Source organism: Nocardia callitridis, assembly GCF_039543305.1.
GTDB lineage: Bacteria > Actinomycetota > Actinomycetes > Mycobacteriales > Mycobacteriaceae > Nocardia > Nocardia callitridis.
On sequence record NZ_BAABJM010000003.1, the window covers coordinates 210133 to 231256 of the forward strand.

At 64.3% G+C, this 21124-nt stretch carries 21 protein-coding genes and 2 pseudogenes; 11 read left to right on the forward strand and 12 right to left on the reverse strand.

The features are described from left to right. The first annotated feature begins 246 nt into the window (after positions 1 to 246). Positions 247 to 978 (forward strand): DUF4191 domain-containing protein, encoded by a 732-nt coding sequence (locus tag ABEA50_RS18625; protein WP_345496825.1) that lies wholly within the window; start codon positions 247 to 249, stop codon positions 976 to 978. A 25-nt stretch (positions 979 to 1003) separates the two neighbouring features. Here ABEA50_RS18625 and ABEA50_RS18630 read toward each other — a convergent pair whose 3' ends face one another. Beyond that, positions 1004 to 1456 carry an RDD family protein gene (locus ABEA50_RS18630; RefSeq protein ID WP_345496826.1) on the reverse strand — a complete coding sequence of 151 codons (453 nt, stop codon included), beginning with the start codon at positions 1454 to 1456 and terminating at the stop codon, positions 1004 to 1006. A 253-nt stretch (positions 1457 to 1709) separates the two neighbouring features. On the opposite strand from ABEA50_RS18630, the gene glnA reads away from it, so the two are divergent. Beyond that, entirely contained in the window at positions 1710 to 3146 is a 1437-nt protein-coding gene (glnA, locus tag ABEA50_RS18635; RefSeq protein WP_345496827.1) for a type I glutamate--ammonia ligase, read from the forward strand. Positions 3147 to 3507: 361 nt separating this feature from the next. On the opposite strand, the gene ABEA50_RS18640 is transcribed toward glnA, so the two are convergent. The 5 genes from ABEA50_RS18640 to ABEA50_RS18660 all read right to left on the reverse strand — a co-directional run bounded on the left by ABEA50_RS18640 (position 3508) and on the right by ABEA50_RS18660 (position 8664). Further along, on the reverse strand, positions 3508 to 4146 hold the full coding sequence (locus ABEA50_RS18640; protein ID WP_345496828.1) for a hypothetical protein: 639 nt from the start codon (positions 4144 to 4146) through the stop codon (positions 3508 to 3510). Between the two features lie 418 nt (positions 4147 to 4564). Next, positions 4565 to 5668 carry a hypothetical protein gene (locus tag ABEA50_RS18645; RefSeq protein ID WP_345496829.1) on the reverse strand — a complete coding sequence of 368 codons (1104 nt, stop codon included), beginning with the start codon at positions 5666 to 5668 and terminating at the stop codon, positions 4565 to 4567. 100 nt (positions 5669 to 5768) lie between these two features. Further along, positions 5769 to 6485 (reverse strand): hypothetical protein, encoded by a 717-nt coding sequence (locus ABEA50_RS18650; protein WP_345496830.1) that lies wholly within the window; start codon positions 6483 to 6485, stop codon positions 5769 to 5771. A 146-nt stretch (positions 6486 to 6631) separates the two neighbouring features. Further along, positions 6632 to 7396, reverse strand: coding sequence for an ADP-ribosyltransferase (locus ABEA50_RS18655; protein WP_345496831.1), 765 nt, complete (start codon positions 7394 to 7396; stop codon positions 6632 to 6634). Positions 7397 to 8424: 1028 nt separating this feature from the next. After that, the gene (locus tag ABEA50_RS18660) at positions 8425 to 8664 is read right to left on the reverse strand and encodes a hypothetical protein (protein WP_345496832.1); all 240 of its coding nucleotides are present in this window, start codon (positions 8662 to 8664) and stop codon (positions 8425 to 8427) included. 118 nt (positions 8665 to 8782) lie between these two features. On the opposite strand from ABEA50_RS18660, the gene ABEA50_RS18665 reads away from it, so the two are divergent. The 3 genes from ABEA50_RS18665 to ABEA50_RS18675 all read left to right on the forward strand — a co-directional run bounded on the left by ABEA50_RS18665 (position 8783) and on the right by ABEA50_RS18675 (position 11647). After that, complete coding sequence (locus tag ABEA50_RS18665; protein WP_345496833.1) at positions 8783 to 9325, forward strand: hypothetical protein; 543 nt, start codon at positions 8783 to 8785, stop codon at positions 9323 to 9325. Between the two features lie 1597 nt (positions 9326 to 10922). Next, complete coding sequence (locus tag ABEA50_RS18670; RefSeq protein ID WP_345496834.1) at positions 10923 to 11219, forward strand: hypothetical protein; 297 nt, start codon at positions 10923 to 10925, stop codon at positions 11217 to 11219. Between the two features lie 275 nt (positions 11220 to 11494). After that, positions 11495 to 11647 carry a hypothetical protein gene (locus tag ABEA50_RS18675; RefSeq protein WP_345496835.1) on the forward strand — a complete coding sequence of 51 codons (153 nt, stop codon included), beginning with the start codon at positions 11495 to 11497 and terminating at the stop codon, positions 11645 to 11647. Positions 11648 to 12009: 362 nt separating this feature from the next. On the opposite strand, the pseudogene ABEA50_RS31090 reads toward ABEA50_RS18675, so the two are convergent. From ABEA50_RS31090 to ABEA50_RS18685, 3 genes and pseudogenes are all read right to left on the reverse strand, one after another. Beyond that, positions 12010 to 12405 (reverse strand): annotated as a pseudogene (locus ABEA50_RS31090) (WXG100-like domain-containing protein); the annotation flags it as partial. A 3-nt stretch (positions 12406 to 12408) separates the two neighbouring features. Next, positions 12409 to 12723, reverse strand: coding sequence for a WXG100 family type VII secretion target (locus tag ABEA50_RS31095; protein ID WP_459077165.1), 315 nt, complete (start codon positions 12721 to 12723; stop codon positions 12409 to 12411). Next, positions 12720 to 13241, reverse strand: a complete 522-nt coding sequence (locus ABEA50_RS18685) for a YbaB/EbfC family nucleoid-associated protein (RefSeq protein WP_345496837.1) — start codon at positions 13239 to 13241, stop codon at positions 12720 to 12722. Before ABEA50_RS18685 ends, ABEA50_RS31095 begins: the two co-directional genes overlap by 4 nt. A gap of 369 nt (positions 13242 to 13610) precedes the next feature. Here ABEA50_RS18685 and ABEA50_RS18690 point away from each other — a divergent pair, with 369 nt between their 5' ends. Together ABEA50_RS18690 and ABEA50_RS18695 are read left to right on the forward strand one after the other, a co-directional pair. Then, positions 13611 to 14144 carry a hypothetical protein gene (locus tag ABEA50_RS18690; protein WP_345496838.1) on the forward strand — a complete coding sequence of 178 codons (534 nt, stop codon included), beginning with the start codon at positions 13611 to 13613 and terminating at the stop codon, positions 14142 to 14144. A gap of 287 nt (positions 14145 to 14431) precedes the next feature. After that, positions 14432 to 14974, forward strand: a complete 543-nt coding sequence (locus ABEA50_RS18695) for a class I SAM-dependent methyltransferase (protein WP_345496839.1) — start codon at positions 14432 to 14434, stop codon at positions 14972 to 14974. A gap of 480 nt (positions 14975 to 15454) precedes the next feature. Here ABEA50_RS18695 and ABEA50_RS18700 read toward each other — a convergent pair whose 3' ends face one another. Together ABEA50_RS18700 and ABEA50_RS18705 are read right to left on the reverse strand one after the other, a co-directional pair. Next, positions 15455 to 16399 carry a hypothetical protein gene (locus tag ABEA50_RS18700; RefSeq protein ID WP_345496840.1) on the reverse strand — a complete coding sequence of 315 codons (945 nt, stop codon included), beginning with the start codon at positions 16397 to 16399 and terminating at the stop codon, positions 15455 to 15457. 223 nt (positions 16400 to 16622) lie between these two features. Further along, entirely contained in the window at positions 16623 to 16838 is a 216-nt protein-coding gene (locus tag ABEA50_RS18705) for a hypothetical protein (protein WP_345496841.1), read from the reverse strand. A gap of 491 nt (positions 16839 to 17329) precedes the next feature. Between ABEA50_RS18705 and ABEA50_RS31005 the strand changes: the two are divergent. The 3 genes and pseudogenes from ABEA50_RS31005 to ABEA50_RS18715 all read left to right on the forward strand — a co-directional run. Continuing rightward, positions 17330 to 17500 (forward strand): annotated as a pseudogene (locus ABEA50_RS31005) (helix-turn-helix domain-containing protein); the annotation flags it as partial. A 156-nt stretch (positions 17501 to 17656) separates the two neighbouring features. Next, the gene (locus tag ABEA50_RS18710; RefSeq protein WP_345496842.1) at positions 17657 to 18541 is read left to right on the forward strand and encodes a hypothetical protein; all 885 of its coding nucleotides are present in this window, start codon (positions 17657 to 17659) and stop codon (positions 18539 to 18541) included. A 291-nt stretch (positions 18542 to 18832) separates the two neighbouring features. After that, positions 18833 to 19408, forward strand: coding sequence for a hypothetical protein (locus ABEA50_RS18715; protein WP_345496843.1), 576 nt, complete (start codon positions 18833 to 18835; stop codon positions 19406 to 19408). Between the two features lie 121 nt (positions 19409 to 19529). Here the strand turns inward: ABEA50_RS18715 and ABEA50_RS18720 are convergent, their stop codons facing one another. After that, a complete protein-coding gene (locus ABEA50_RS18720; protein ID WP_345497142.1) occupies positions 19530 to 20363 on the reverse strand; it encodes an LLM class flavin-dependent oxidoreductase in 834 nt (277 codons plus the stop codon). Positions 20364 to 20515: 152 nt separating this feature from the next. On the opposite strand from ABEA50_RS18720, the gene ABEA50_RS18725 reads away from it, so the two are divergent. Next, positions 20516 to 21121, forward strand: a complete 606-nt coding sequence (locus ABEA50_RS18725) for a TetR/AcrR family transcriptional regulator (protein ID WP_425577660.1) — start codon at positions 20516 to 20518, stop codon at positions 21119 to 21121. Positions 21122 to 21124 lie beyond the last annotated feature (3 nt).

Here is a 21124-nt window from a genome sequence, read left to right on the forward strand (position 1 = left end):
TGTGCCGCATGAACTCGGCTGAAGCGCGGCTCGCCGATGGACGCGTCGCATCGTATTGGATGCGACGCGCGTGCGGGCCCCGGTTCCCCGCTGAGGCCGCGTCAGGCGGCGGCGTCCACGGTGAGCCTCGGCAAGTAGCGGGGCGGAGCGGATCTGTCCGTGCGTGGGCCGGATCGCGCGGTCCCCTCGACGACTGAGCCGACCGCGTGGCGAGGCGTGTGCGGACTGGGCACTATCCTGGCGGGTATGGCAGCAAAGCCCACCAAGGAAGCCAAGGCCGAGGCGAAAGCGGCCCGTAAGCAGCAGTCCAAACAGCGCAGGCAGCAGCTGTGGCAGGCGTTCCAGATGACGCGCAAGGAAGACAAGCTGCTGTTGCCGCTGATGATCGGCGCGCTGATCGCCAGCATCGTCGTCTTCGCCGTCATCGGGCTCGTCGTCGGCCTGACTTGGTACCTGATTCCGCTGGGCATCGCCGTCGGCGCGCTGCTGGCGTTCATCATCTTCGGTCGCCGGGTGCAGAAGAACGTTTACACCAAGGCCGAGGGTCAGGCGGGTGCCGGCGCGTGGGTGCTGGACAACCTTCAGGGCAAATGGCGCGTCAAGACCGGCATCGCCGCGACCACGCAGTTGGACGCGGTGCATCGCGCGATCGGACTGCCCGGCGTCGTCCTCGTCGGTGAGGGCACCCCGCACCGGGTGAAATCGCTGCTGGCGCAGGAGAAAAAGCGGACAGCGCGACTCGTCGGCGACACCCCGATCTACGACGTCGTCGTCGGCAACGAAGAAGGCCAGGTTCCGCTCAAGGAACTCCAGCGCTACATCACCAAGCTGCCACGCAATATCGACGCCAAGCGGATGGACCTCATCGAGGGCAGACTCACCGCCCTCAGCGCGCGCACCGGTCCCGCGCTGCCCAAGGGGCCGATCCCCGGCGGGGCGAAGATGCGCGGCATGCAACGCACCATGCGTCGCCGCTGAACGATCCTCGGTCGGCCCGGGTGGCTCAGCGCGAGTGCACCAGGGCCGTTCCGGTCGCCCTGTCGTGCATTCCTCGACCATCGGAGTCGGTGAACAAGGCGGGCACCACGAAGATCAGCAGCGCCTGGCGTGCCAGCGCGCGCACGAAACCCACGGTGACCGGCGCGTCGATGCGCACTGTGCGCAACCGCAGGAAGTATTGGCCCGGCGTGAACCCGAACAACGTCACCGCGACGATGCCGATCACGAACCACACCAGCAGGGTGACCGTCGAGGCCGAGCTGCCGCGCACGATCAGCGCGGCGATACCGAGCGAGATCATCCAGTCGACGAACAGCGCGGCGATGCGCCGCGTCATCCCGGCCAACGAACCGGCGCCCGATCGCGGTAGGCCGAGTTGTTCACCGGGGAACTCGGAGGTCGCCGGTTCGCCGGAGCTTTCAGGGCCGGAAAGCCAGGATCCCGTCATGCGTGCCATACCCCCACAATATGCGCGGCCGGACGACAGCCTCTCGGCGCATAGCAGGGCGTCCAACCCGACAACAGGCGTTTCGGATGGCAGGATGACCCAGGTCGGTGCCTTCAGGTGGTACTGGTCACCCGGTGAGCGGCACGCGTAACACTGGCGAAACACGTCCTTGACTGCAGGGAAACACCGCATCCATAGCGTCTGGTCTCGACGAACCCACGCAATCGACACTGGCGGGGAACCGATCCGTAAGGAGAAGCACGTGACGTTCAGCACGGCCGACGAGGTCATCAAATTCCTCGCTGACGAGGAAGTCGAATACGTCGACATCCGCTTCAGCGACCTTCCCGGTGTGCAGCAGCACTTCTCGATCCCGGCCAAGGCGTTCACCACCGATCTCGTCGAGGACGGCCTCGCGTTCGACGGCTCCTCCGTGCGCGGCTTCCAGTCGATCGACGAGTCCGACATGCTGCTGCTGCCCGACTTCGGCACCGCGCGCCTGGACCCGTTCCGCGCCGCGAAGACGCTGAACCTGAACTTCTTCGTGCACGACCCCTTCACCCGCGAGGCCTACAGCCGCGACCCGCGCAATATCGCCCGCAAGGCGGAGGAGTACCTGCGCTCGACCGGCATCGCCGACACCGCGTTCTTCGGCGCCGAGGCGGAGTTCTACATCTTCGACTCGATCCGCTACGAATCCGGCATCAACCACTCCTCCTACGAGATCGATTCGATCTCGGGTTCCTGGAACACCGGCGCGCGGACCAACCCCGATGGCAGCCCGAACCTCGGCTACAAGGTTCGCAGCAAGGGCGGTTACTTCCCCGTCGCTCCTTACGACCACTACGTCGACCTGCGCGACAAGATCTCCACCAACTTGCAGAACGCGGGTTTCGTGCTCGAGCGCGGCCACCACGAGGTCGGCACCGCCGGTCAGGCCGAGATCAACTACAAGTTCGACACCCTGCTTTCGGCTGCCGACGATCTTCAGCTGTTCAAGTACATCGTGAAGAACACCGCATGGGCCGAGGGCAAGTCCGTCACCTTCATGCCCAAGCCGCTGTTCGGTGACAACGGTTCCGGCATGCACGTGCACCAGTCGCTGTGGAAGGACGGCAAGCCGCTGTTCCACGACGAGGCAGGCTACGGCGGGCTTTCCGACATGGCGCGGCACTACATCGGCGGCATCCTGCACCACGCCCCGTCGCTGCTGGCGTTCACCAACCCGACCGTGAACTCCTACCACCGCCTGGTCCCCGGCTACGAGGCCCCCATCAACCTGGTGTACTCGCAGCGCAACCGCTCCGCCGCGGTCCGCATCCCCATCACCGGCAACAACCCGAAGGCCAAGCGCCTCGAGTTCCGTGCCCCCGACTCCTCGGGCAACCCGTACCTGGCCTTCGCCGCCATGATGATGGCGGGCCTGGACGGCATCAAGAAGAAGATCGAGCCGCTGGCGCCGGTCGACAAGGACCTCTACGAGCTCCCCCCGGAGGAGGCCAAGAACATCCCCCAGGCCCCCACCAGCCTCTCGGCCGTCATCGACCGCCTCGAACAGGATCACGACTACCTGACCGAAGGCAACGTCTTCACCGAAGACCTCATCGAGACCTGGATCAGCATCAAGCGCGAACAGGAAATCGCCCCGGTGAACCTGCGCCCGCACCCGTACGAGTTCGAGCTCTACTACGACGTGTGAGTCGATGTAGCGCAAGACTTTTCGAGCCCTTCCACACTTCGGTGTGGGAGGGCTCGGCTGGTTCTTCCTGCTCGGTGCCGATTACTTTTCGGTGAGGAAACTATGCAGGGCGGCGAGTATGGCCAACAGCCCAACTGGAGGTTTGGCCGTCGAGCGACCTTTCGCCGGAGTTGTTACCAGACCGTATTTCACAGAACCAAAGATGGGTTGGTGCTTGTCTCACTGCTCTCGGGCGAACTGAACTAACTGTTCCAAATCTGTCAATTCGTATTGCGTGGCGTCCACACCGATCGATCCGGACAAGCTGTCTTCGGGTAGTCCTTGGCAGCGTTGGATTGCTGTCAGAGAATCGATTCCGTCCTCATAGGTCCTGGCTGAGTCGGAAATTCCACAATCCGGCAGCGATTTCGCCCGCACGACCGACAGCGGCGCGTGGCAAGTAGTCCGCCGCATCGCCGGTGGTCGCGGCCCAGATGTAGCCGATGGTGGTGTCGTCCTTGGTGATTGGGAAGTACCTGATGACGGACTGTGTCGTGGTGGCGTATCTGGGTAGGGGGCTACTGACAAGAGGGCCCCATCCTTGGGAACGGTCGACGGGTGTTCCGTCGACGAAGGCGCCATCTTGAATCATCGGATTGGGTGGCGGCGGGCCGCCAGGGTTGGTGAGTTCATAGAGGGTCGCTAGATCCGGCGCTTCTCGTGCTTCACTGTCGGCGGGAATCTGCCCGCCGACGGGGTGTTCCGGTGCGCCGATCCATTTTGCTACGGCATCGACGGGCCGGAGCTCGTGTCGCTTACCATCGTCGAGACGCGCATGCCAAACATCTTGCCAGAGACGGTTCCTCCCAATCGGGGCGACGAATCCTGCTGAGTGGAACGATTTCGATGCCCAGACATATCCAACGAATTCCCCGTGAACCGAGAGTGGCCAGTAGTATATAGGCTTTCGTGTCCACGGCTCGTATGATTTTTCCAGGAGACTCGGTTTCTCCTCGACCATTGGTGGTGGGGGTGTTCCGGGCGGTGGTGTGGGTGCGCCGTGGAGGTATGAGTTATCCGGTTGCGGTGGTGTTTGAGGAATTTTCTTACCTTTCAACGAGATCCCTGGGGCCCAAAACCCACTGAAACAACTTCAGCATGAACGGTGTACGTCGAGGTTCCGTCCGATAATGCGAAGGGCTCCGGGCTGATCCCGACCGCATTGACCCGCTTCCAACCAGGATGACCAGCGCAAACCACACCTACAAGACGAAAGGCCCACACTTACAAGACGAAAGGCTGAGAACCCGGGCCGGTGGCCCCCAAGTCACCCCCGCTGAACGGGCCACGAATCACACCGTTGTCCGGCCGGAAATGCCGCACAACACCAACCCGAAACCAAGCAGGCCAGCACGTCAGCACCACGAAAGATCCAACAGCTAGGCAGTGGGGGGAGCGTGGTACTCGACCATTTCATCGCTTATCCGAATTCCTTGCCGCCCTAGACTGTCTACGACTTGCCTGGTTATGTGCCGGGGCGGCTTATAGTGACTGCTTTGGTCGCTGATCAGTCGAACGTTGCCATGTGCAACTTCGATCTCGCCGGCTCCGGAAGCGGGACCTCCGGCAAGGAAACTTGAATGATGAAATTCTCCCAAGATGTGGTACGGGGCAGAGTAAAGGTTACCGCTATGATCCATGACAAATATCGCGCGACCACCACCTGGCGACCAGAGTGTTTTTGCGGAGCTGGTATCGTACGGGTAGCCGTTTCTGTCATAAAGCTTCCCGTTCTTGCTCCTCAGTCTGAACTCTTGACGTTCTTCTCGACTCAGGTATTTGACGACCATCCCGTCCCACCTTGTGTTTTCGGGAGAATTTTCTCCTTCAAACGAGCTCTGAATCGAGACTGATTCGTAGTACGTGATCGGAACGGCGAATTTTGTTCCTGGCAGATCTACTCGAAAAACACCCGTGGGGTCCAAATTTCCTGCGCGCACAAGTTCATTCAAGACTTCCCCGGATTCGTGATCGCTGCTTGCGCTGGCCACCATGACATGGTCACTGCCTTCCCAATAGCCTGAGAACATGCCCACGATCGCTCCGGACTTCATGCGTAGCAACAAAAAATTTCCGAAGCCGCGTCGATGAAAGATACGTCTGACCCGCGACTCTATCTCGCGTGTCGACAACGTGATCCGGGCAACTGGTTCCGAACCCTGAAACTCGGTGAGCAGTGACTCCGGCAGCAGTAAGTATCCCGGCTCCTCCCATGGACGCATCTCATCCATTCGGGCAACGACCTCAGACAGGAATTCGCGGAGTTCATGCGAGCTATGGTGCATCGGAACCAGCGATGGTAGTGGAGAGTTATTCGCAAGCCCGCTAGCGAGAGCCGAGTATTCTTCGTCGGGTGTCAGGATGTCGATGGGTTCAGTCAGTAGTGAACGGGCAGTGATATCGACGAGGTCTTTATTCAAATCAGGTTCGAACTGGATCTTGTAGAAAATCCTCGAAAGTAGGCCCGGCCAATAGTCGGTCACTGCGCCGCTCTGGGTCGAGGTTCCCAATCCTTCGCACGGTCGGCTGGTGTGCTGTCGGGGAATTCGCCGTCGGCCGGGCCCTGTTTCGGGCCTGGCCGGATTATCCCTGCCCGGCAATGGATTCGAGGTCGCTGAGGCTCGCGGCAGACTGTTCATGCGCCTCGGTCCCGATGACTCCTGCGAGCATGTCGGGTGGGTATCGCCGGAATCGGCGGATTGCTTCCAATGCGGGGATTCCTTGGGAGAACGCATCACTGAGGCGGATGTTCCAGAGTCCGGCGGCGGCCGTTCCTGCTGGGCCTGCCGATGCCAGTGGTAGGTACTCGGCCGACTGCTCGCCTGCCGCAGCCCACAGAAATCCGAGCAGTTGCCCGCTCTTGGTGACTGGGTAGTACCTGACTTCGGCTGCTGTGTTGGACGCATAGGTTGCAGGTGTGACCGAGACTGGTGCGCTCCAACCCTTGCTGCGGTCCTCGGGCGTTCCGCTCGGAAACTCGCCATCCTGAATCCACGGACCTGGGTCCATGGGGGTGGCTGTGGGGTTGAGCACGCTCCAAAGTTCCTGCTTCGTGGACGCTTCCAACTCCTGCGCGTGTGGCGGAACCCCGCCACAACGGGGGTCCTCTGGTACACCTGCCCATTGCCGGAGCGCGACTTCGGCGGAGAGCCCTTGGCGATACTGCTGATCGAGTCGATCATTCCAGAAGCCAGGGCAGGTCAGGTTATCGTCGTCGACCGCAACGTGACGCAGATAGCCCGCCGCGTTGCCGCCGACGGATGCCCACAGGTAGCCCATCAGTTGGCCGTTCAGGACCACCGGCAGGTAGCGGACCGGGCGTCGTGTCCATCTGTCGAAGCCTTGGGGGAGCGCGGGGGCGAAGTCTGAGGGAGGACCGCCGGAGAAATCTGACACATCATTCCTTTCGTAGGTGTCTGAATTGAAATTCTAGTAGACCACCTTCCTTACGCCCCCGGAATCTCTTCTGGTCGCAGGACTCTCGCACGTATGAGCCATTGAACTCGGCCGCCGGGAGCACCATTTCTGGAGTACTGATCGCCTGGTGGGTTGGGAATTACTGCAGTCACTTGATACCGTGTACCACTCGGGAGAATGAGTTCACGCTGGTCTGGATATGCGCTTCTGTGCCCCATCCAGATTCCAGTTGTCCCCGGGGGTAGTTCCAGTTCCATTCTATAGGCTCGGTCAAAATTGGCAGGCGGTGTCGCACCGAGACTCGATGACATGTAGCCCTGCTCGGTTTGCACGGTGCCGAGGAGGTTTCGGGGATCCCCTGAATTGCCCAACGGTGTTCCGAAGTTATCGACCGTCATGAACCCGACATCACCAAGTCCGCGAACTACTTCGATTGCTTCGGGCAGGGGATGCCCGACGGCCTGGTTCAATGATGTCATGTGAGTCTCGATGAGGCTTACTGTTGGTGCAGCTCCAAAATCTTGCCACATGAGATGGTATTTCTGAGCATTCGACCACATGCTCATGATTCGATCGGTGGGATTCTGATCGCCAAGAATTTCCAATATTGTCTGCCGCTGGGCCGTTGTGATATCCCGACGTTGGAGCAAATAGGCGAGAGTTTCGGGGCGTGGCATTTGATTGTTGCCAGTAAGCTGAGATAGCATGCGGAAATTCCCGTAGCTTGAGGAAAGTGTATGAATCAGGGCAGGCGTGTTGCCATGTCTCAGAAATTCATTTACCCATGAATTCACAGTGTATTGATACGCCTCGTTGAATTCATGCCGTGGCATACCATCACGTATTGGCCCCAATTGTTGCTCGCCATAATTGTATCCCTCCGCGTTATTCGTAAACCTCCGTGGAGTCTGGTGATCGTGCTGTGTGGGTTCAGGAGGGCGGGTCGGTATGTCGCGAGGGAATTGTTCCGGTCCTGACGGATGATGCCCCGGCGCATTTTCGTTGGTTGGGCTGTGTCGGTGGATGTTCGGGCCGTGTGGCCGAATCGATGCGCTTGGTGCGGTGGGTCGGCTTCCGGCATGCATCTCGGTGCCCGGAGGGCGAGCTCCCGTTCCTGGCAAAGGTGCGGTTGTACGGCTGGGTGAATCTATGTGGCGGTCGGTGGGAGCCCTGGGAGCTCGTGGCGGTGTGCCGGGGTGCGGTGGGGTGTGTGGGCGGGACGGTGGCACGGAGTGGGATGGTGCGACCGGGTGGGTTGGAGGTGCTGGGTCACGTGGTGCGTTCCGGAGCGGTGGGGGTGGGAAGCCTTCGGGGGTGGGATGGTGGCCGGTTGGCTGGGTGGGGGTGTGGGTCGGCTCTGGTGTGCGGGGTGGGGGTAGGGACTCGGGGGCGTGGGTGGTTGGTGGGGGGAGGGATTCCGGGGCTCGGGCGATGTTCGTCGAGTCAGGGAACGGTGGTGAGCTTGTGCGTTCGGGTTGCGGGTACCAATCGGGCAGTCGGGCCGACTGTTGGTAGTTCGGGTCCACCTGTTCCCAGGGGTATCTGGTCGGCTCGATGGGCGGGGCCTCGTCCGATGTCGGCCTGGTGGTTTCCGGGGCGGGACGGTTGGCTTCGACATCGGGGTGGTTGGTCTCAGGACCGGGGCGGTCGGACTCGATGGTGGGGTGGTTGGTGTCGGGACCGGGACGGTTGGCGTCGAGGCCAGCGTTGGTCTCGGGATCAGGGTGGTTGGTTTCGGAACCGGGGCGGTCGGACTCGGCATCGGGACGGTGTGCTGGCGAGTCCGGTCTCGGTGTGAGTTGGGCGCCAACGGGTTCCGGGGCTACTCCGGGGTCTCGCCCCGTTCCTGCTCGATCCTCTTCGCCTCCGAGTCGCCCCACGCCTGCCAGATCGCGGTCTGTTCCTCTGTCGCCTGCCGGCGGCCCTTCTCCTCCAGTTCTTTCAGGTACGCCTTTTGCTTCGCTACTACGGCTCGGCTCTCCGGGGTGTCCCTCTGGAAGCCCATTGTGGGTCCCCAAAGCTCCCGCGCTATCCGCTCCATTTCTTCCCGACTGATGGACATCAGGGCTCCTTCCTAAATCGGTGAGTTGTACGATGTATTTATCTTCGAATGGTGTGCGGCCCGGTTGAAAGTTGACTGATTCGACACGGAATTGATGTCCTGGTGGAAAAATTATCTCATGCTGTTGTCCGCTGCTCCACGAGATGTCTTTTCCGTGCTGGGACTCGATGATCATTTCGATATTTCCGCCAGCGGAAGCGTCTTTGTCGGAAGACGCGAAACCGCGGTCCGTTACGATGTTTTCTTCCGTGTAGTAATCAAGGAAATTCTGCAACTGTGCCGGGTCGGTGATCGAAATTCCGCGCAGTACCGTGCCCTGGTAGTCGGGCAGCCTGTTGTAGGCGCTGACCAGTCCGCGGATGGCGGCATCGTGGGATTCGAGTGCGTGGGTGTCGCCGTCGCGGGTGGCGCGGTTGACGTGTTCGTTCAGCGACAAGTGCTGGTTGTGCCGGATGAGGGCGATTTCCTCGTCGGAGAGGTTCGCTATTTCCGGGTGCTCGTCGGTCGACCTTTCGCGGATGCCAGGGACTTCCTGCAGATGGGCAGGGTTTGCGTGGACGTATTCGGCTGCCGCGCTCGGATCGTGGAACTCGGTGTTGGCGTAATAAGGGCGCTCCTCCACCGGATGTGGTGGGCGAGCAGGTGTCGGGGTCTCGGGTGAAGGGGTCGTGTGCTCTGGTGTGTGGTCGTCCGACGAGTCGTGGGGCCGGGGCGCGTCCGTACTGTTTTCGACGGGTCGTCGGGCGGGAGGATCGAGGTCACGTGGCCGTGACGAATCGTGAGGCTGTTCAGGAGCCCGGTCCGAACGGGGGTTCGGTTCAGTGGGCCGCGAATGTGTTTCAGGGTGCGCGGGGGGCGCTTGTCGTTCGGAAATCGGGCGGTGCGGGGCCGCGGAGGAGTCCGGGCCAGTCGGGCGCGGTGTGGTTTCCAGGCGCGATGGTGTTGGGCGGACTGCGGGTTCCGGGCGTGACCCAGCAGGGTGCTCAGTGCGCGAGGATTCGGGTCTCGGTGTGGTGGGTGGTTCGGGGCGCGTGGCAGTCGGCGCGGGTGTCGGCGCAGGCGTAGGTGTTGCCGCGTCGGGAGTGGGTGGTATTGGGCGGTGGGCTGTTTCGATTCCAGGGGCGGCGGGAGGGACCGGTGGTGTCGAGGGGGTTGCGGCGGAAGCGGTGCTGGTTTCTTGCGGCGCCGTGGGGGTGTCCGGTTGTGTGGCGGTGTCGGCCGGTGGTGGTGTCGGGCGGATCAATTCGACGGGTGGGAGGTCGAGGCTGGATTGTGGCTGCGACGGCGGGGTGGCCGGGTTGTCGGCAGGACGCGACGGAGCGCTGGATTGTGAGGTGTCCGAGCTGGGTTCGGGGCGCGGCCCGCTGTGGGAGGGGGCAGGGGCCGTCGCTGATTCAGGCGTGCGTGGGGGTGGTGCCGTGGGGTTGCTGCCGGTGCCGGTCTCGGCCGAGTTGGTTTCGTTCGTTGGGTTTGGCTGAGTGCCGGGGTCGGTAGCTCGGCTGGGTCCAGCGTCGGTTTGCTGGGTCGGAGCAGTCTCCGTACTGGTTGTGGGGTTGTTACCGGACTCGGGATGAGTGTTCTGGGTGTGGGGGTTCGATCGTGGTGCTGCGTCTGTGGGTTGGGTTGGCGCAGCGGGGTTTCCGGCAGCGTTGTCGGCCGGCGCAGCCGGATGTTGTGCGGCGTCGGTGCCGCCAGGTTGTCCGGGATCGGTGCTGGGCGTGGGGTTGTTCGCGTTGCTCGGATCGCTAGTGGCGGCGTGCGGTGGTGTCGCGGTATCGGTCGCGGTGACCGAGGGCGTGGTGTGGGCGGGTCCCGGGGCCGGCGTCGGGGAATTCGACGTCCCGGCGTCCGTGATATTCGACGAGGTGTCCGCGGGTTGTGCGGGCTCGGGTGTCGTCGGAGCGTTGTTCGCTGTGCCGGGATCGACAGGGGCCGAGGAGGTTTCGTGGACCGATGTGGATGGAGTGTCACCAGTGCTCTGTGACGGTGCCGTGCCTGTGGGTTGGGCTGGTGTCGGTTCCGGGGCTGACGCAGGGGTGTTCGCCGCTCCGGTGTCGGAGTGCCCGGGTTGTACTGGTAGCCCGGAGTCGGTGGGCGAGGTTGGCCCCACGCTTGATGACGGCGCAGGTTGGGACGGTGCAGGTTCGGGCGTAGGGGTGTTCGCCGCTCCGGTGTCGGGGGGTGCGGGGCTCGCGGGCTGTGCGGGCTCGGGTGATGTCGGGCCGTTGTTTGCGACACCGGGATCAGTGGGGGTGGAGATGGTTTCGGTGTTCGGTGCCGGTGCGGAATCGGTGGTGCTCGGCGGGGGTGTGGTGTCGGTGGGTTGGGTGGGTGGGTCCGTGCTGGGTGGCGGCGCCGTGTCTGCCGGTGGGGTCGGGGCTGGTTCTGGCGTTGGCGCGGGGGTGGTCGCCGCTGCGTCGGAGGGCGTGGTGCTTTCGGGTGCGGGTGCTGTTGGCGGGTTGTTTCCGTTGCCGGGGTCGCCGGGGGTGGAGGTTTCGGTGCTCGGGGGTGGTGGGGTGTCGGCTGCGCCCGGTGGTGCGGTGTTCGCAGGTTGAGTGGGGGCCGAGGAGGTGTCGCCGGTGGGTGGCGAGATGGTGTCACCCGTGGACGCGGATGCTGTCGAAGTCTGTTGCGGCTGTTCGGAACCCGGTGTGGGTGGCGTCGTGGGCCGGTTGCCTTCTGGCTGCGACGGCGGGGTGTTCGGGGGCGGCTGGTTGTCGGGTTGTGCCGGGGGACTATTGGGTTCGGGGGAGGGGCCGTTGGGTGGCTGGGGGTTGTTTCCCTGACCGTTGGTGTTGTTACCGGTGTCGGTGGTTCCCGGTTCGTTGCCGTGACCGAAATTGGTGCTGGCCGCCCCGGCGACCGAGGAGGTGAGGGTGGTGGCGTCGACGTGGAACTCGCCGCCCAGCGGAACGGTGGCGGCGCTGCCCGCGACGCCGCCCAAGGCGCCTGTGGCGGAATCGTGCCGATCTCGGCGGCGTAGCGGCCCGCTTGGTTTCCGATGCCGCTGGTGCCCGCGGCGAGGCCGCCGGTGCCGAGTCCGCCGCCGACCGCGCCGCCGACGGTGCCTGCCAGGGAGCCGAGTCCGATCTCTTTCCAGTCTTCGGCTTTCAAGGCTTCGTCGTGGCCCTGGGCCTTCTGCACGAGCCGGGCACCGAGGTCGACGCCGCCGGATTGCAGGAGGCCGAAGGCCGCGCCTTTGAGCGCGGCACGGGCGATGGCGCGGGCGGTCATTCGGGCGATCATGCGTTGGACGAGTTGGCGGATCGCCATGCGTATGGCGACCTGGGTGGCGGCGCGGGCGGCGACCTCCGCCGCCGCGGCGGCGGGTGCGCCGATGCCGGTGGCCGCCGTTGCCAGGGCCGCCACCATTTGGGCGGCGAAGATCACCAGCGACGCGATGATGACGTATTTGGTGTGTTCGATGTCGGTGGCGCCCTCATCGAGACTGGTGGCCTGTTTTTCCAGGCGTTCGATGAGGTGCTCGAGCCCGCCCTCGGGACCGCCGACCGTTTTCCAGTACGCGTCGAACGAATCGTGCGTCGCCCCGGCGCTCAGTGCGTCGAGCGCATCGCGAACGATCGCTTCCGCGGCATCATCGATGCCGTTGAGGGTGGTCGCCGCGGCTTCCCACGCGTCGGCGGCCCGGCGCATCGCCGTCTCGTCACCCTCGGGCCAATCGCCCGCCCCGACAACCCACTTCGCCACCCATTGGAGCGAACCGGGGATCTCGATTCCCATGGATCAGGGCTCGAGCGCGTTGGTGGCGGCGGCGCGGGCTTGGTCCTGTGCTTCGAGCGTGTCCGCGATGGTGCGCACGTTGTCGGCGAGACCGCCGAAGGTGGTCGCCAAGCCGTCGGTGCCCTGGAGGGCTTCGTCTCGAGCCGTGACGTAGTCGCTGGCGAAGTGTTTCCCGGTCTCGTCGTGTCCCCAGCATTCGCCCTCGGCGTCGAGTGCGGCGCGCAAGGTGGACGCCATGTCGGTGACCCTGCGTGCGACATCCGCGAACCGAGGTTGGGTGGCGCGCAACGCGTTCGTGTCCGCGTGCAAGGAGGTCATCGGCGGCGGTCCTCGAGGTAGGAGCGGTTGCGGTAGTAGTCGTCCTCGTCTTCGTCGTCGAAGTGCGGCGGATCCGGTTGTGCGGGTGGCTGCGTCGCGGCGTCCGGAATGAGGGAGGCGACCAAGTCCTTGATGCTCGGCGCGCCGGGGATGAGGTCGGAGAGGTCGGGAATCTCGTCGGCGAGGTTGTTGACCGGAGCGAAGAGCTCCGCCGACTTGCGTGCCGCGATCGCGGCGGCGGCCTGCGCTGCCTCGGCGATGGATCGGCCGAGCTTCTGCGGGGTCGACCGTTTGAAGGCACCCTCGTCCAGTTGCACCTCCAGCGGGATGCCCGCGACATTGCAGACCACGCGGACGAGATTGTCCGACGACCACGCTTCCCCGGTGGCGGCCGCGAGTTGTCCCTGCGCCTCGGTGAGTTCGCGACGTTGTTCGTCGAACGCCGACAGCATCGAGTCCACTTGATCACGCAACGCGTTGTTGCGGGCACGCAGCTCGCTCTGTTCGGCGTCGTTCATTCCTCACCCATTTCTCCGAGATATGACCCTGTCACCTGATATCGACGCGACACGAGGCCGATCGGTTCCACAGTCGGCAGATTCCATCACTCGCGTCGAGATCGGGCAACCCGGCGACCTGGCGGTGCGACGTCCCGCACATTCGTGCGCGACCTCGATCCGTTGCCGAGCCGGGCCGATCGAACCCGGCGGTGTGTCATGCGCCGGGTGGTGTTCGTGGCGAATCGGTGGACGCGGGTCGCCTCGGCTGTCGGCTTGTGTCACCATCGTTGAGCAACCTTGTGATCCGAAGGCTCTGGTAGCGCTGATGTTCGGCGCCCGGCCGCGGGCAAGGGGCCAGGTGCGATACGGAAGAAGCGCTGCATAACCATGAAGATCACCACGATGACCCCGCAGCTCACCGGGCTCGACCTTCGTCCCGAACTGTCGCGGGAAGACTTGTGCACGTTCGTCGAACGGATGCGCCCGGAGCTGCCGGACGAATTGTGGCGGCTTGTCGAGCCCTACACCGAGACGCCGCGAAACTGGTCGACCAATACCGAGGTCTACGGTTTCGCCACCGTGGACGACGGGGACGGTCGCCCGTGGCGCTGTGAGCTGCACGCACCTATTCCCTGGCACGATGTGGTCGACACGGCGCCGTCGCTGCGGTGGGCCGACGAGCGTCCCACGGTCGAACAGTTGCGCGGTGCGTGGACGGCGCTCGAAAACCTCGGAGCGCGTCCGGCTTTCGCCGCGAACCTGGGGCCTTCGGAGTCGGGGGACGCCTGGTTGGTGCAGGTGGTGTTGCTTTCGACGATCGGATCGATCTGCGTCGAGGAGGCCAGGGAGGTCGGTCGGTTGTTCGGTGGACGTGTCGGTGGGATCGCCGACCATTGGGCGTGCTGGCGCACGGGGCGGTGAGTCCGGGCGCCGAATCGGCGCGGATGAGCGTTGGCACGAACCTTGCTACGATCTGCACGCCCCGGTCGGTGACCGACTCCTGATTCCGGGCGCAGCCTCTGTTCGAGGTGGCTTCATGCTGCGTGCGTTGAGAAGTGGTGTCCCCCCGCGTGGATTCAAGGGTTGGCAAGGACGAGTTGGATGGGGCGCGACCGTACACGCGGTTGATGCTGACGATTTACGATCTATGGGTTCTTCGGTTCAATAATTCTGTGGTGTGGCGTTGTCCCACAAGGAATTTGCTGAAGTTGTACAACAAGAATGTTTCCAACGCGCACCTGGATATCGGTCCCGGCACCGGCTGGATGTTGCGTCGGGTGAATTTTCCCGGTAGTTCCTCGCAGGTCGTCGGATTGGTTGATCTGAACGAAAATTCGTTGGCGAGGTCGACGCAGCGGCTGCGTCGACGCGGGGTGGAGCCCACCAAGCATCTCGGCTCGGTGCTGCGCGAACTGCCCGTCGATCGCCAGTACTCCTCGGTGGCGGCCTCACTGTTGATGCATTGCGTACCCGGGTCCTGGGCGGAGAAAGGCGAGGCCTTTCGCCATATCGCGGACGCGACAACCGATGACGGTGTTTTCTTCGGTGGCACCGTGCTGTCGAAAGACGTTCCGCACACGCGTTTGAGTCGGGGGACATTGCGCTGGTTCAACGACGCGGGCGGGTTCCACAATGCCGAGGACGATCTGGCGGGTCTGCGCACGGCGCTGGCGGCGGCGTGGGGTGAGGTCGAGCTGGAGGTGATCGGGGCGACGGCGTTGTGGACGGCCCGCGTCCCGCTGCGGCGGTGATCCGCGTGGCTGCCGCGGGGACAGCGGTGGGCCGGAATCCGCTGCGGTTGCGCAGCTGCGGGGCCGCCGAGGTGCGGGCGACCGCTCGAGGTCCACCGGCGCGCGAACACCGTTTCGGCCGAGCGTCATGGGGATGATCGCGGAGGAAACGGTTCGACGAGGATCACTCGAGGGAGGTCCGGAGGGGACTTCACGCCGCGCAGGGGGCGACGTGGGGAGAGGTCCGACCTGTGGTGAACATGGAAAACCGACGGCTCCGTGCTGCGGGGAAGCGCAGCGGAGCACGCTGATCCGCGTGCATGCGGTCACTCGGCGACACCAGCCGGGGCGAGGTATTCGGCCGCTGGCCGAGCGTGTCATGGCGTAAGACGGCGCGGGAAAGGCCGAATCGGTCAGAAGTTCGCGGGCACGGCACCCGCTCGTTGTCGGGCCGTGCCGCGAGCGGGTGACTCGCACGCACCGAGCCGGGTCACGCCCGGTTCACCGACTCGCTGTCAACACGACGGCGGCCGGATGGACGGGCCGATTCTGGACGGTGGGCAACGCGAACGAGCTCGCCCGAAAGGTGCTGCCCGCGAAGGTGATCTGGGTGACAGCGGTGTCCATCGGTGCGGCGACGACGGGGGCGAAATCGATCTGGTCGAGAATCGTGTCGATCTGTGCGGTGCTCAACGGCGCGAGCATGCCCCCGGTGGCCAGCGGTGCCCGACGGTCGACGTCGACGATCAGCACGGTGCCCTGGGCGATGTCGACCAGTCGGCCCAGGTTGAGGTCGAGCTCGCGGTGCGGTAGCCGCAGGGTGAGGCCGTGCACGGTGCGGCGACTGGTGTCGATGACGCCCACGCGGGCGGCCGACCAGAAGTGCACCCATTCGCGGTGGGGTTTGATCGACCACACGGATTCGGCGAGGGTGCCGGTCTGCGCGGTGAGCGCGTCGTAGGACAGGCTCAGAAAGCCCGCGGTGTCATCGGGATTGATGCCGGTCAGCAGGTCGCGCAGCGGTCGCTCCTCGCCCGCGCGGCGACCGTCGCCGATGAGGTCGAGTCCGTCGCCGTTGGAGCGGGTCGTGATGGTTTCCAGGTCGAGAACCCACGCGTTGAACACGGGCATCGCTGTGACCGGGGCGGGTGCCAACCAGATGAGCAGGCCGACGGCGGTCGAGTCGGGTGCGACGATCCAATGCGTTCGACATTCGAAGCCGCCCTCGGTCGCGACGTGATCGACGTGCTCGGCTCGGCGGAGCACGTCCGTGGCGACTTCGGTGAACAGATTCTCCCCGCGAAAATCGAACCGACACCAGCTCTTTCTGGCGATGCGACGCAACGGCCGCGCGACCCGCTCAGTGTCGACGGAGTGCACGATGATCTCGCCGTGCAGCTGGGTGGCCAGCACATCGATACAGATCCAGCGGTTCGGCAAATCCATGACGTGAGCGTAAACAAAGCCGCAGGCCATGACGTGAGGGCCATCGGCACGGGCGTCCTTCGACCGAAACGCCTCGGCGCCCGGCACAATGCCAGTCGAGTGGGGGAGGGTGCCGCACGTGCGGTGAGCGCGGCATGTGCGGCGCTGCGTGATCGTCACGGTGTACCGGTCGTCACGACCAGCACCGACACGGTTCGGTGCCGGGGCATGGCCACCGGCCGCATCAGCCATTTCGCTGAATACTGGGACAGTCGTCCCATAATCGCGCGCACGGGAGCGCGGGAAGGTCGTCGTGGATCTCGTCGTCGATGGTGATGACGAATTCCTGGGAGCTTCGCCGCAGATGCGCGGCCACACTCTCGGCCTGGTCGGCGCGGGCGAGGTAGTGCAGCTGTAGCGCGCCCGAGTGGATGCAGAGGTGGCGCCAGCCGGGGGACACCGAGAGGTCACCGAGGTCGGCGACTGGGCACCACGCGTCCGCCGTCGATGAGCGTGTGTAGCGCCGCCGCTTTCCGTGGGCACCGGCGGGCGCGGCAAGCCAGGTGAATGCGCATCACCTCGTGGGCTCGGTCGACCGTGAACGGAACCGAAGGCGCGCGGTGCGCCGAGGGGTCACACAATGCGATGAGTCGGTACACGGCAAGGGATTCCGTGCGCATCTGAGCCCTTTCTCTGGTGAACGGTGGTGCCCGACACCGAGGGCTTTCGCCACCGACCCGCCGTCGTCGGCGAGCCGGTGCGCCGTGGCGAGGGAATCGGCGTCGTCTCGGTGTCGGGCACCTGTTGTTGAAACTAAGACGAGGAAAGGGGTGACCGCGTCTCCGATTCGGGTCGATGTCTCGAATATGTGTATCGGCGTATATCCGGTTGGGCCCGGGCATTTCGGCGGTAGGTTTCCGGTATCCGACGAGCGGGGGTGTGGGTGTGTATATGACGACGGGTGCGGTGATTCGGCGAATCCGGAAGTCGATCGGCATGACGCAGGTGGAGTTGGGTGCGTTGATTCGGTTTTCGCAGCCTGCGGTGTCGGGGTTGGAGCGTGGCGGTCCCGCGTCGCATGATGTGCGCGTTCTCCGCCTTGTTGCTCGCGCCCTGGACGTTCCGCTTGCCATACTGGTAGTGGAGTCGGATCGGGAGGCAGATGTGGACCGTCGGAACTTCTTGAGGGTGGGGGCGGTCGGTGGTGCGGGGGCAGCCGCGATGGGGGCTGAGGCGTCGCGCGGCGGGTTCGGTCTGAAAGTCGGTGTGAGCGATGTGATGACGATCAGCGACAGTGTGCAGCAGATTCATGACTTGGACTTGGCCATAGGCGGTGACCGGTTGTGCACGGTCGCTGCCAACCAGGTTCGCCTTGTTGAGTTGTTGCTCGAGAGCGGCACCTATACCGAATCGGTGGGACAGTCGCTGATGAGCGTTGGCGCCGAAATGATGACGGCGACCGGGTGGGTTCATTTCGACTCCGGCCGTTTCGATGCCGCACGTCGTTATTACGCGGATGCGGCGAATGCCGCGAATGCCGCTGGTGACGGAGTAGCGGCGGCGCATGCGCTGGGAAACGCGACGTTCCTCATGGTGTGTGGTTCAGATGAGTCGAGTCCGGCCGCTCCTGCGATGGCCGTGCAATACGCGCAGGCCGCGTCGAAGGCGGCGCTGCGTGAAGGTGGCCCGAAATTGCGTGCGCTGATGGCAATTCGTGAAGCCGAGGCGCACGCGGCACGCGGCGAGCACAAGATGATGACGGCCGCGATCAGTCGGGCTCATCGCGCCTACGAGTCGACTCGTGGACATGACCCGGAGTGGGTGCACCTGCCGAAGGCTGAATTCCTGGGTGGTGTCGGCTGGGCTCAGATGCGCATCGGCGACCACTGCGCGGCGACCGAAAACCTCCGAGCGGCAGTAGACGCGGCGGTCGAATGGCCGAGGGAACGCGCCGCATTGCGGACCTATCTCGCACAGAATTTGGTCAATGCGGGTGACGTCGCGCAAGCGTGCGAATTGCTCGCCGCGAACATGGCGGCGATGAGCGGCCTCTCCTCGACGAGACTGCGTCGACGCATCGGGAGCCTCGCCAACCAGGTTCGTCGGCACGCCTCCGTTTCGGAGGTACGGGAGTTTCTAGGTCAGTGTGCGACTCGGCTGTAGTCGGTTGAAATCGGCTGTGGTGCAAGGAGTATCGGTCAGTGTTCGACAACGACCGGTATTTTTTTCGGCGATCTCTTCGGTCCCGCCGGTCGGGTCCGGTGAACGAGCTCCTTGTGGTATCTCCGCTCGTCCCCTGGGATGTCTCCTCGGTAAGTAGCGGTCCACGGGGGCCAAGACAGGGCCTGCCGCCCGCAGCGGAATATCGAGCACGGCTACGGGCTGCGCTGTCGAGTTGCCTATCCCTCTCTCCGGGTTATGCTTTCGAGCGTTCAATCTCTAGGGGGAGTCCGTATGTCACGTTTGCGTGTTCTGCTTGTCCTGTTCGTGATCGCGGCGATCGGGATCGGGGGGATGTTCGTCTGGAAGAGAGTGTTCGGCACCACCGTCGACCGACGTGTCGAGCTCGGCGGTATCGTCTGCGACGTGGGCGGCAAGGTGACCAACACCGCCGACTACCGGTCGGGGCCGTCACCTCATGGGCTGGTCGTCTTCCTCGACAAGGATTCGACGTACTCCGAAAAACCCGTCAAGGACACCGGATCGGAGGGTCCGCTGCGGGCGGCGCAGCGCGACAAGCAGATCGCCGATATCCAACTCGTCGCGTGCGTCGACCGCGATAGCGAGCAGGCGCTCGGTCGTAGCTGTGACTTCGACGGGGGAACGAGCCTGCCGGTCTATCGCCCGCGCTACCACGTTCGCGTCTACGAATCCAAGACTCATCGGAAGGTCTCCGACCAGTTCATCGACGCACAGTCGGAAGCCGAATTCACCTGCCCGACTCTTTATTTCGATGAGGGCGAACGCAAGATCCAGGTCGACCCGGACTATCCGGCTTTGGCGGCACTGCTCACACCGCTGGTGCGGTGAGGGCGGGTCCGAGTAGCGGCGGCCCCGAAGCGCTCGGCGGCGGCGAGGGCACCCGCGAGATCAACCAGCTCATCGTCGGCCGGGCGGTTACCGGCACAGGTGCTGGCGCGACCCTGACTGTTCACGGCGTGTTCGGGATGATCAGTTCGTCGGCTACCCAGCGGGCGACATGGTCAGGGTAGGGGTCTGACAATCCGAGCACGATGTGGGTGAATTCGGCCTCGAGCGCCTCGGTGATGGCGTGCCTGGTGGTGTCGGGGTGGTCGTAGGCGACCGGCAGGAAGATCGAGCGGGTGATCGTCGCGGGATCGCGGCCGATCTCGGCGCAATAGCTGTTCAGCAGTGCGCTGCGACTGATCGCGTCGGCGATGTCACCACCGGGGATGTTCCATACGTCGGCGTGTTCGGCGACCACGCGCAGGGTGGCCTTCGCGCGTCCGCCGATGACGATCGGTGGATGCGGACGCTGCACGGGTTTCGGGTTGCCGAACGCGCCGGTGAGTTGGACGTGCTCACCCGCGAAGTCGAACGGCTCCGACTCGGTCCACAGGCGGCGGATCACGGTGAGCGCTTCATCGAAACCCGCTGTGGCGTCGGCGGAATCGTGGAAGGGCAGGCCGTGAGCCGCGTATTCACGGCGTGCCAGCGGGTGGCTCGGACGGGAGCCGACGCCGATGCCGAAGTCCAGTCGTCCACCGGAGATGATGTCGACGGTTGTCGCGATCTTGGCGAGCAACGCCGGTGGTCGGAAGCGGTTGCTGGTGACGAGCAGGCCTAGGCGCAGCCGTTCGGTCTGTCCGGCCAGCGCCGACAGCAGCGTCCAGCCTTCGAGGATCGGCCCGTCGGGGTCGCCGCCGATCGGCATGAGGTGATCGAACAGCCAGGCGTGCTCGATCTCGGGGATGGTGTCGGCCTCGCGCCACACCCGCAGGATGTCGTGGTAGTCGACCTGCATGGGCGCGGTCAGGATTCCGAAGCTCGGTGATTGCGGCACTGGGTGCTCCTCGGGTGCGAGGGTGGGATGGGGGTTGGCTTCTCTCGGGAGATTTGGCATCCTGGTGAAGCGGAGCGTTGTTCCGTTAACCAACATACGGAACCATGTTCCGCTTGGCAAGTGGTGTGAGGAGGTCGGTCGTCATCGGAGAGCAAGCACGGACGTCGCCGCCGAAGAAGCGGGCCGATGCGCAACGTAACGAGCAGGTGTTGCTGGACGCTGCCGCCGCGGCGTTCGTTCGCTCAGGTGTCGGGGTGCCGGTGCGCACGATCGCCGCGGAAGCGGGCGTGGGGGTCGGCACGATCTACCGCCACTTTCCGACGCGCGCCGACCTCATCGCCGCCGTCTACCGACATCAGGTCGAAGCGTGCGCGGCGGCGGGTCCGGTCTTGTTGGCCGAAAGTGACTCGCCGTACCCGGCTTTGGCGCGCTGGGTCGATCTGTTCGTCGACTTCCTCGTGACCAAGCACGGTCTCGCCGAGGCGATGAATTCCGGTGGTGCGGCCTACGAAAACCTGCACGCCTCGTTTCTCGATCGGCTCTTGCCGGTTGTCGCCGAGCTCATCGGCGCCGCGGTCGAGGCGGGTGAGATCGCCGAGATCGGCGCTCTCGAGCTGTTGTTCGGGATCGGAAACCTCTGCGCGGGTGCGGGAAAGGTGGACGGCTACGACGCGCGGCGCATGGTCGGGTTCCTGATCGACGGGTTAGGCGTGCGCTAGCGA

What these genes read in the sequence shown, in the direction of transcription:
- ABEA50_RS18625 (WP_345496825.1), top strand. Translation starts at nt 247, where the DNA reads ATGGCAGCAAAGCCCACCAAGGAAGCCAAGGCCGAGGCGAAAGCGGCC.
- ABEA50_RS18630 (WP_345496826.1), bottom strand. Translation starts at nt 1,456, where the DNA reads ATGGCACGCATGACGGGATCCTGGCTTTCCGGCCCTGAAAGCTCCGGC.
- ABEA50_RS18640 (WP_345496828.1), bottom strand. Translation starts at nt 4,146, where the DNA reads ATGGTCGAGGAGAAACCGAGTCTCCTGGAAAAATCATACGAGCCGTGG.
- ABEA50_RS18660 (WP_345496832.1), bottom strand. Translation starts at nt 8,664, where the DNA reads ATGTCCATCAGTCGGGAAGAAATGGAGCGGATAGCGCGGGAGCTTTGG.
- ABEA50_RS18665 (WP_345496833.1), top strand. Translation starts at nt 8,783, where the DNA reads ATGCTGTTGTCCGCTGCTCCACGAGATGTCTTTTCCGTGCTGGGACTC.
- ABEA50_RS18670 (WP_345496834.1), top strand. Translation starts at nt 10,923, where the DNA reads ATGGTTTCGGTGTTCGGTGCCGGTGCGGAATCGGTGGTGCTCGGCGGG.
- ABEA50_RS31095 (WP_459077165.1), bottom strand. Translation starts at nt 12,723, where the DNA reads ATGACCTCCTTGCACGCGGACACGAACGCGTTGCGCGCCACCCAACCT.
- ABEA50_RS18685 (WP_345496837.1), bottom strand. Translation starts at nt 13,241, where the DNA reads ATGAACGACGCCGAACAGAGCGAGCTGCGTGCCCGCAACAACGCGTTG.
- ABEA50_RS18690 (WP_345496838.1), top strand. Translation starts at nt 13,611, where the DNA reads ATGAAGATCACCACGATGACCCCGCAGCTCACCGGGCTCGACCTTCGT.
- ABEA50_RS18700 (WP_345496840.1), bottom strand. Translation starts at nt 16,399, where the DNA reads ATGGATTTGCCGAACCGCTGGATCTGTATCGATGTGCTGGCCACCCAG.
- ABEA50_RS18710 (WP_345496842.1), top strand. Translation starts at nt 17,657, where the DNA reads ATGACGATCAGCGACAGTGTGCAGCAGATTCATGACTTGGACTTGGCC.
- ABEA50_RS18715 (WP_345496843.1), top strand. Translation starts at nt 18,833, where the DNA reads ATGTCACGTTTGCGTGTTCTGCTTGTCCTGTTCGTGATCGCGGCGATC.
- ABEA50_RS18720 (WP_345497142.1), bottom strand. Translation starts at nt 20,363, where the DNA reads ATGCAGGTCGACTACCACGACATCCTGCGGGTGTGGCGCGAGGCCGAC.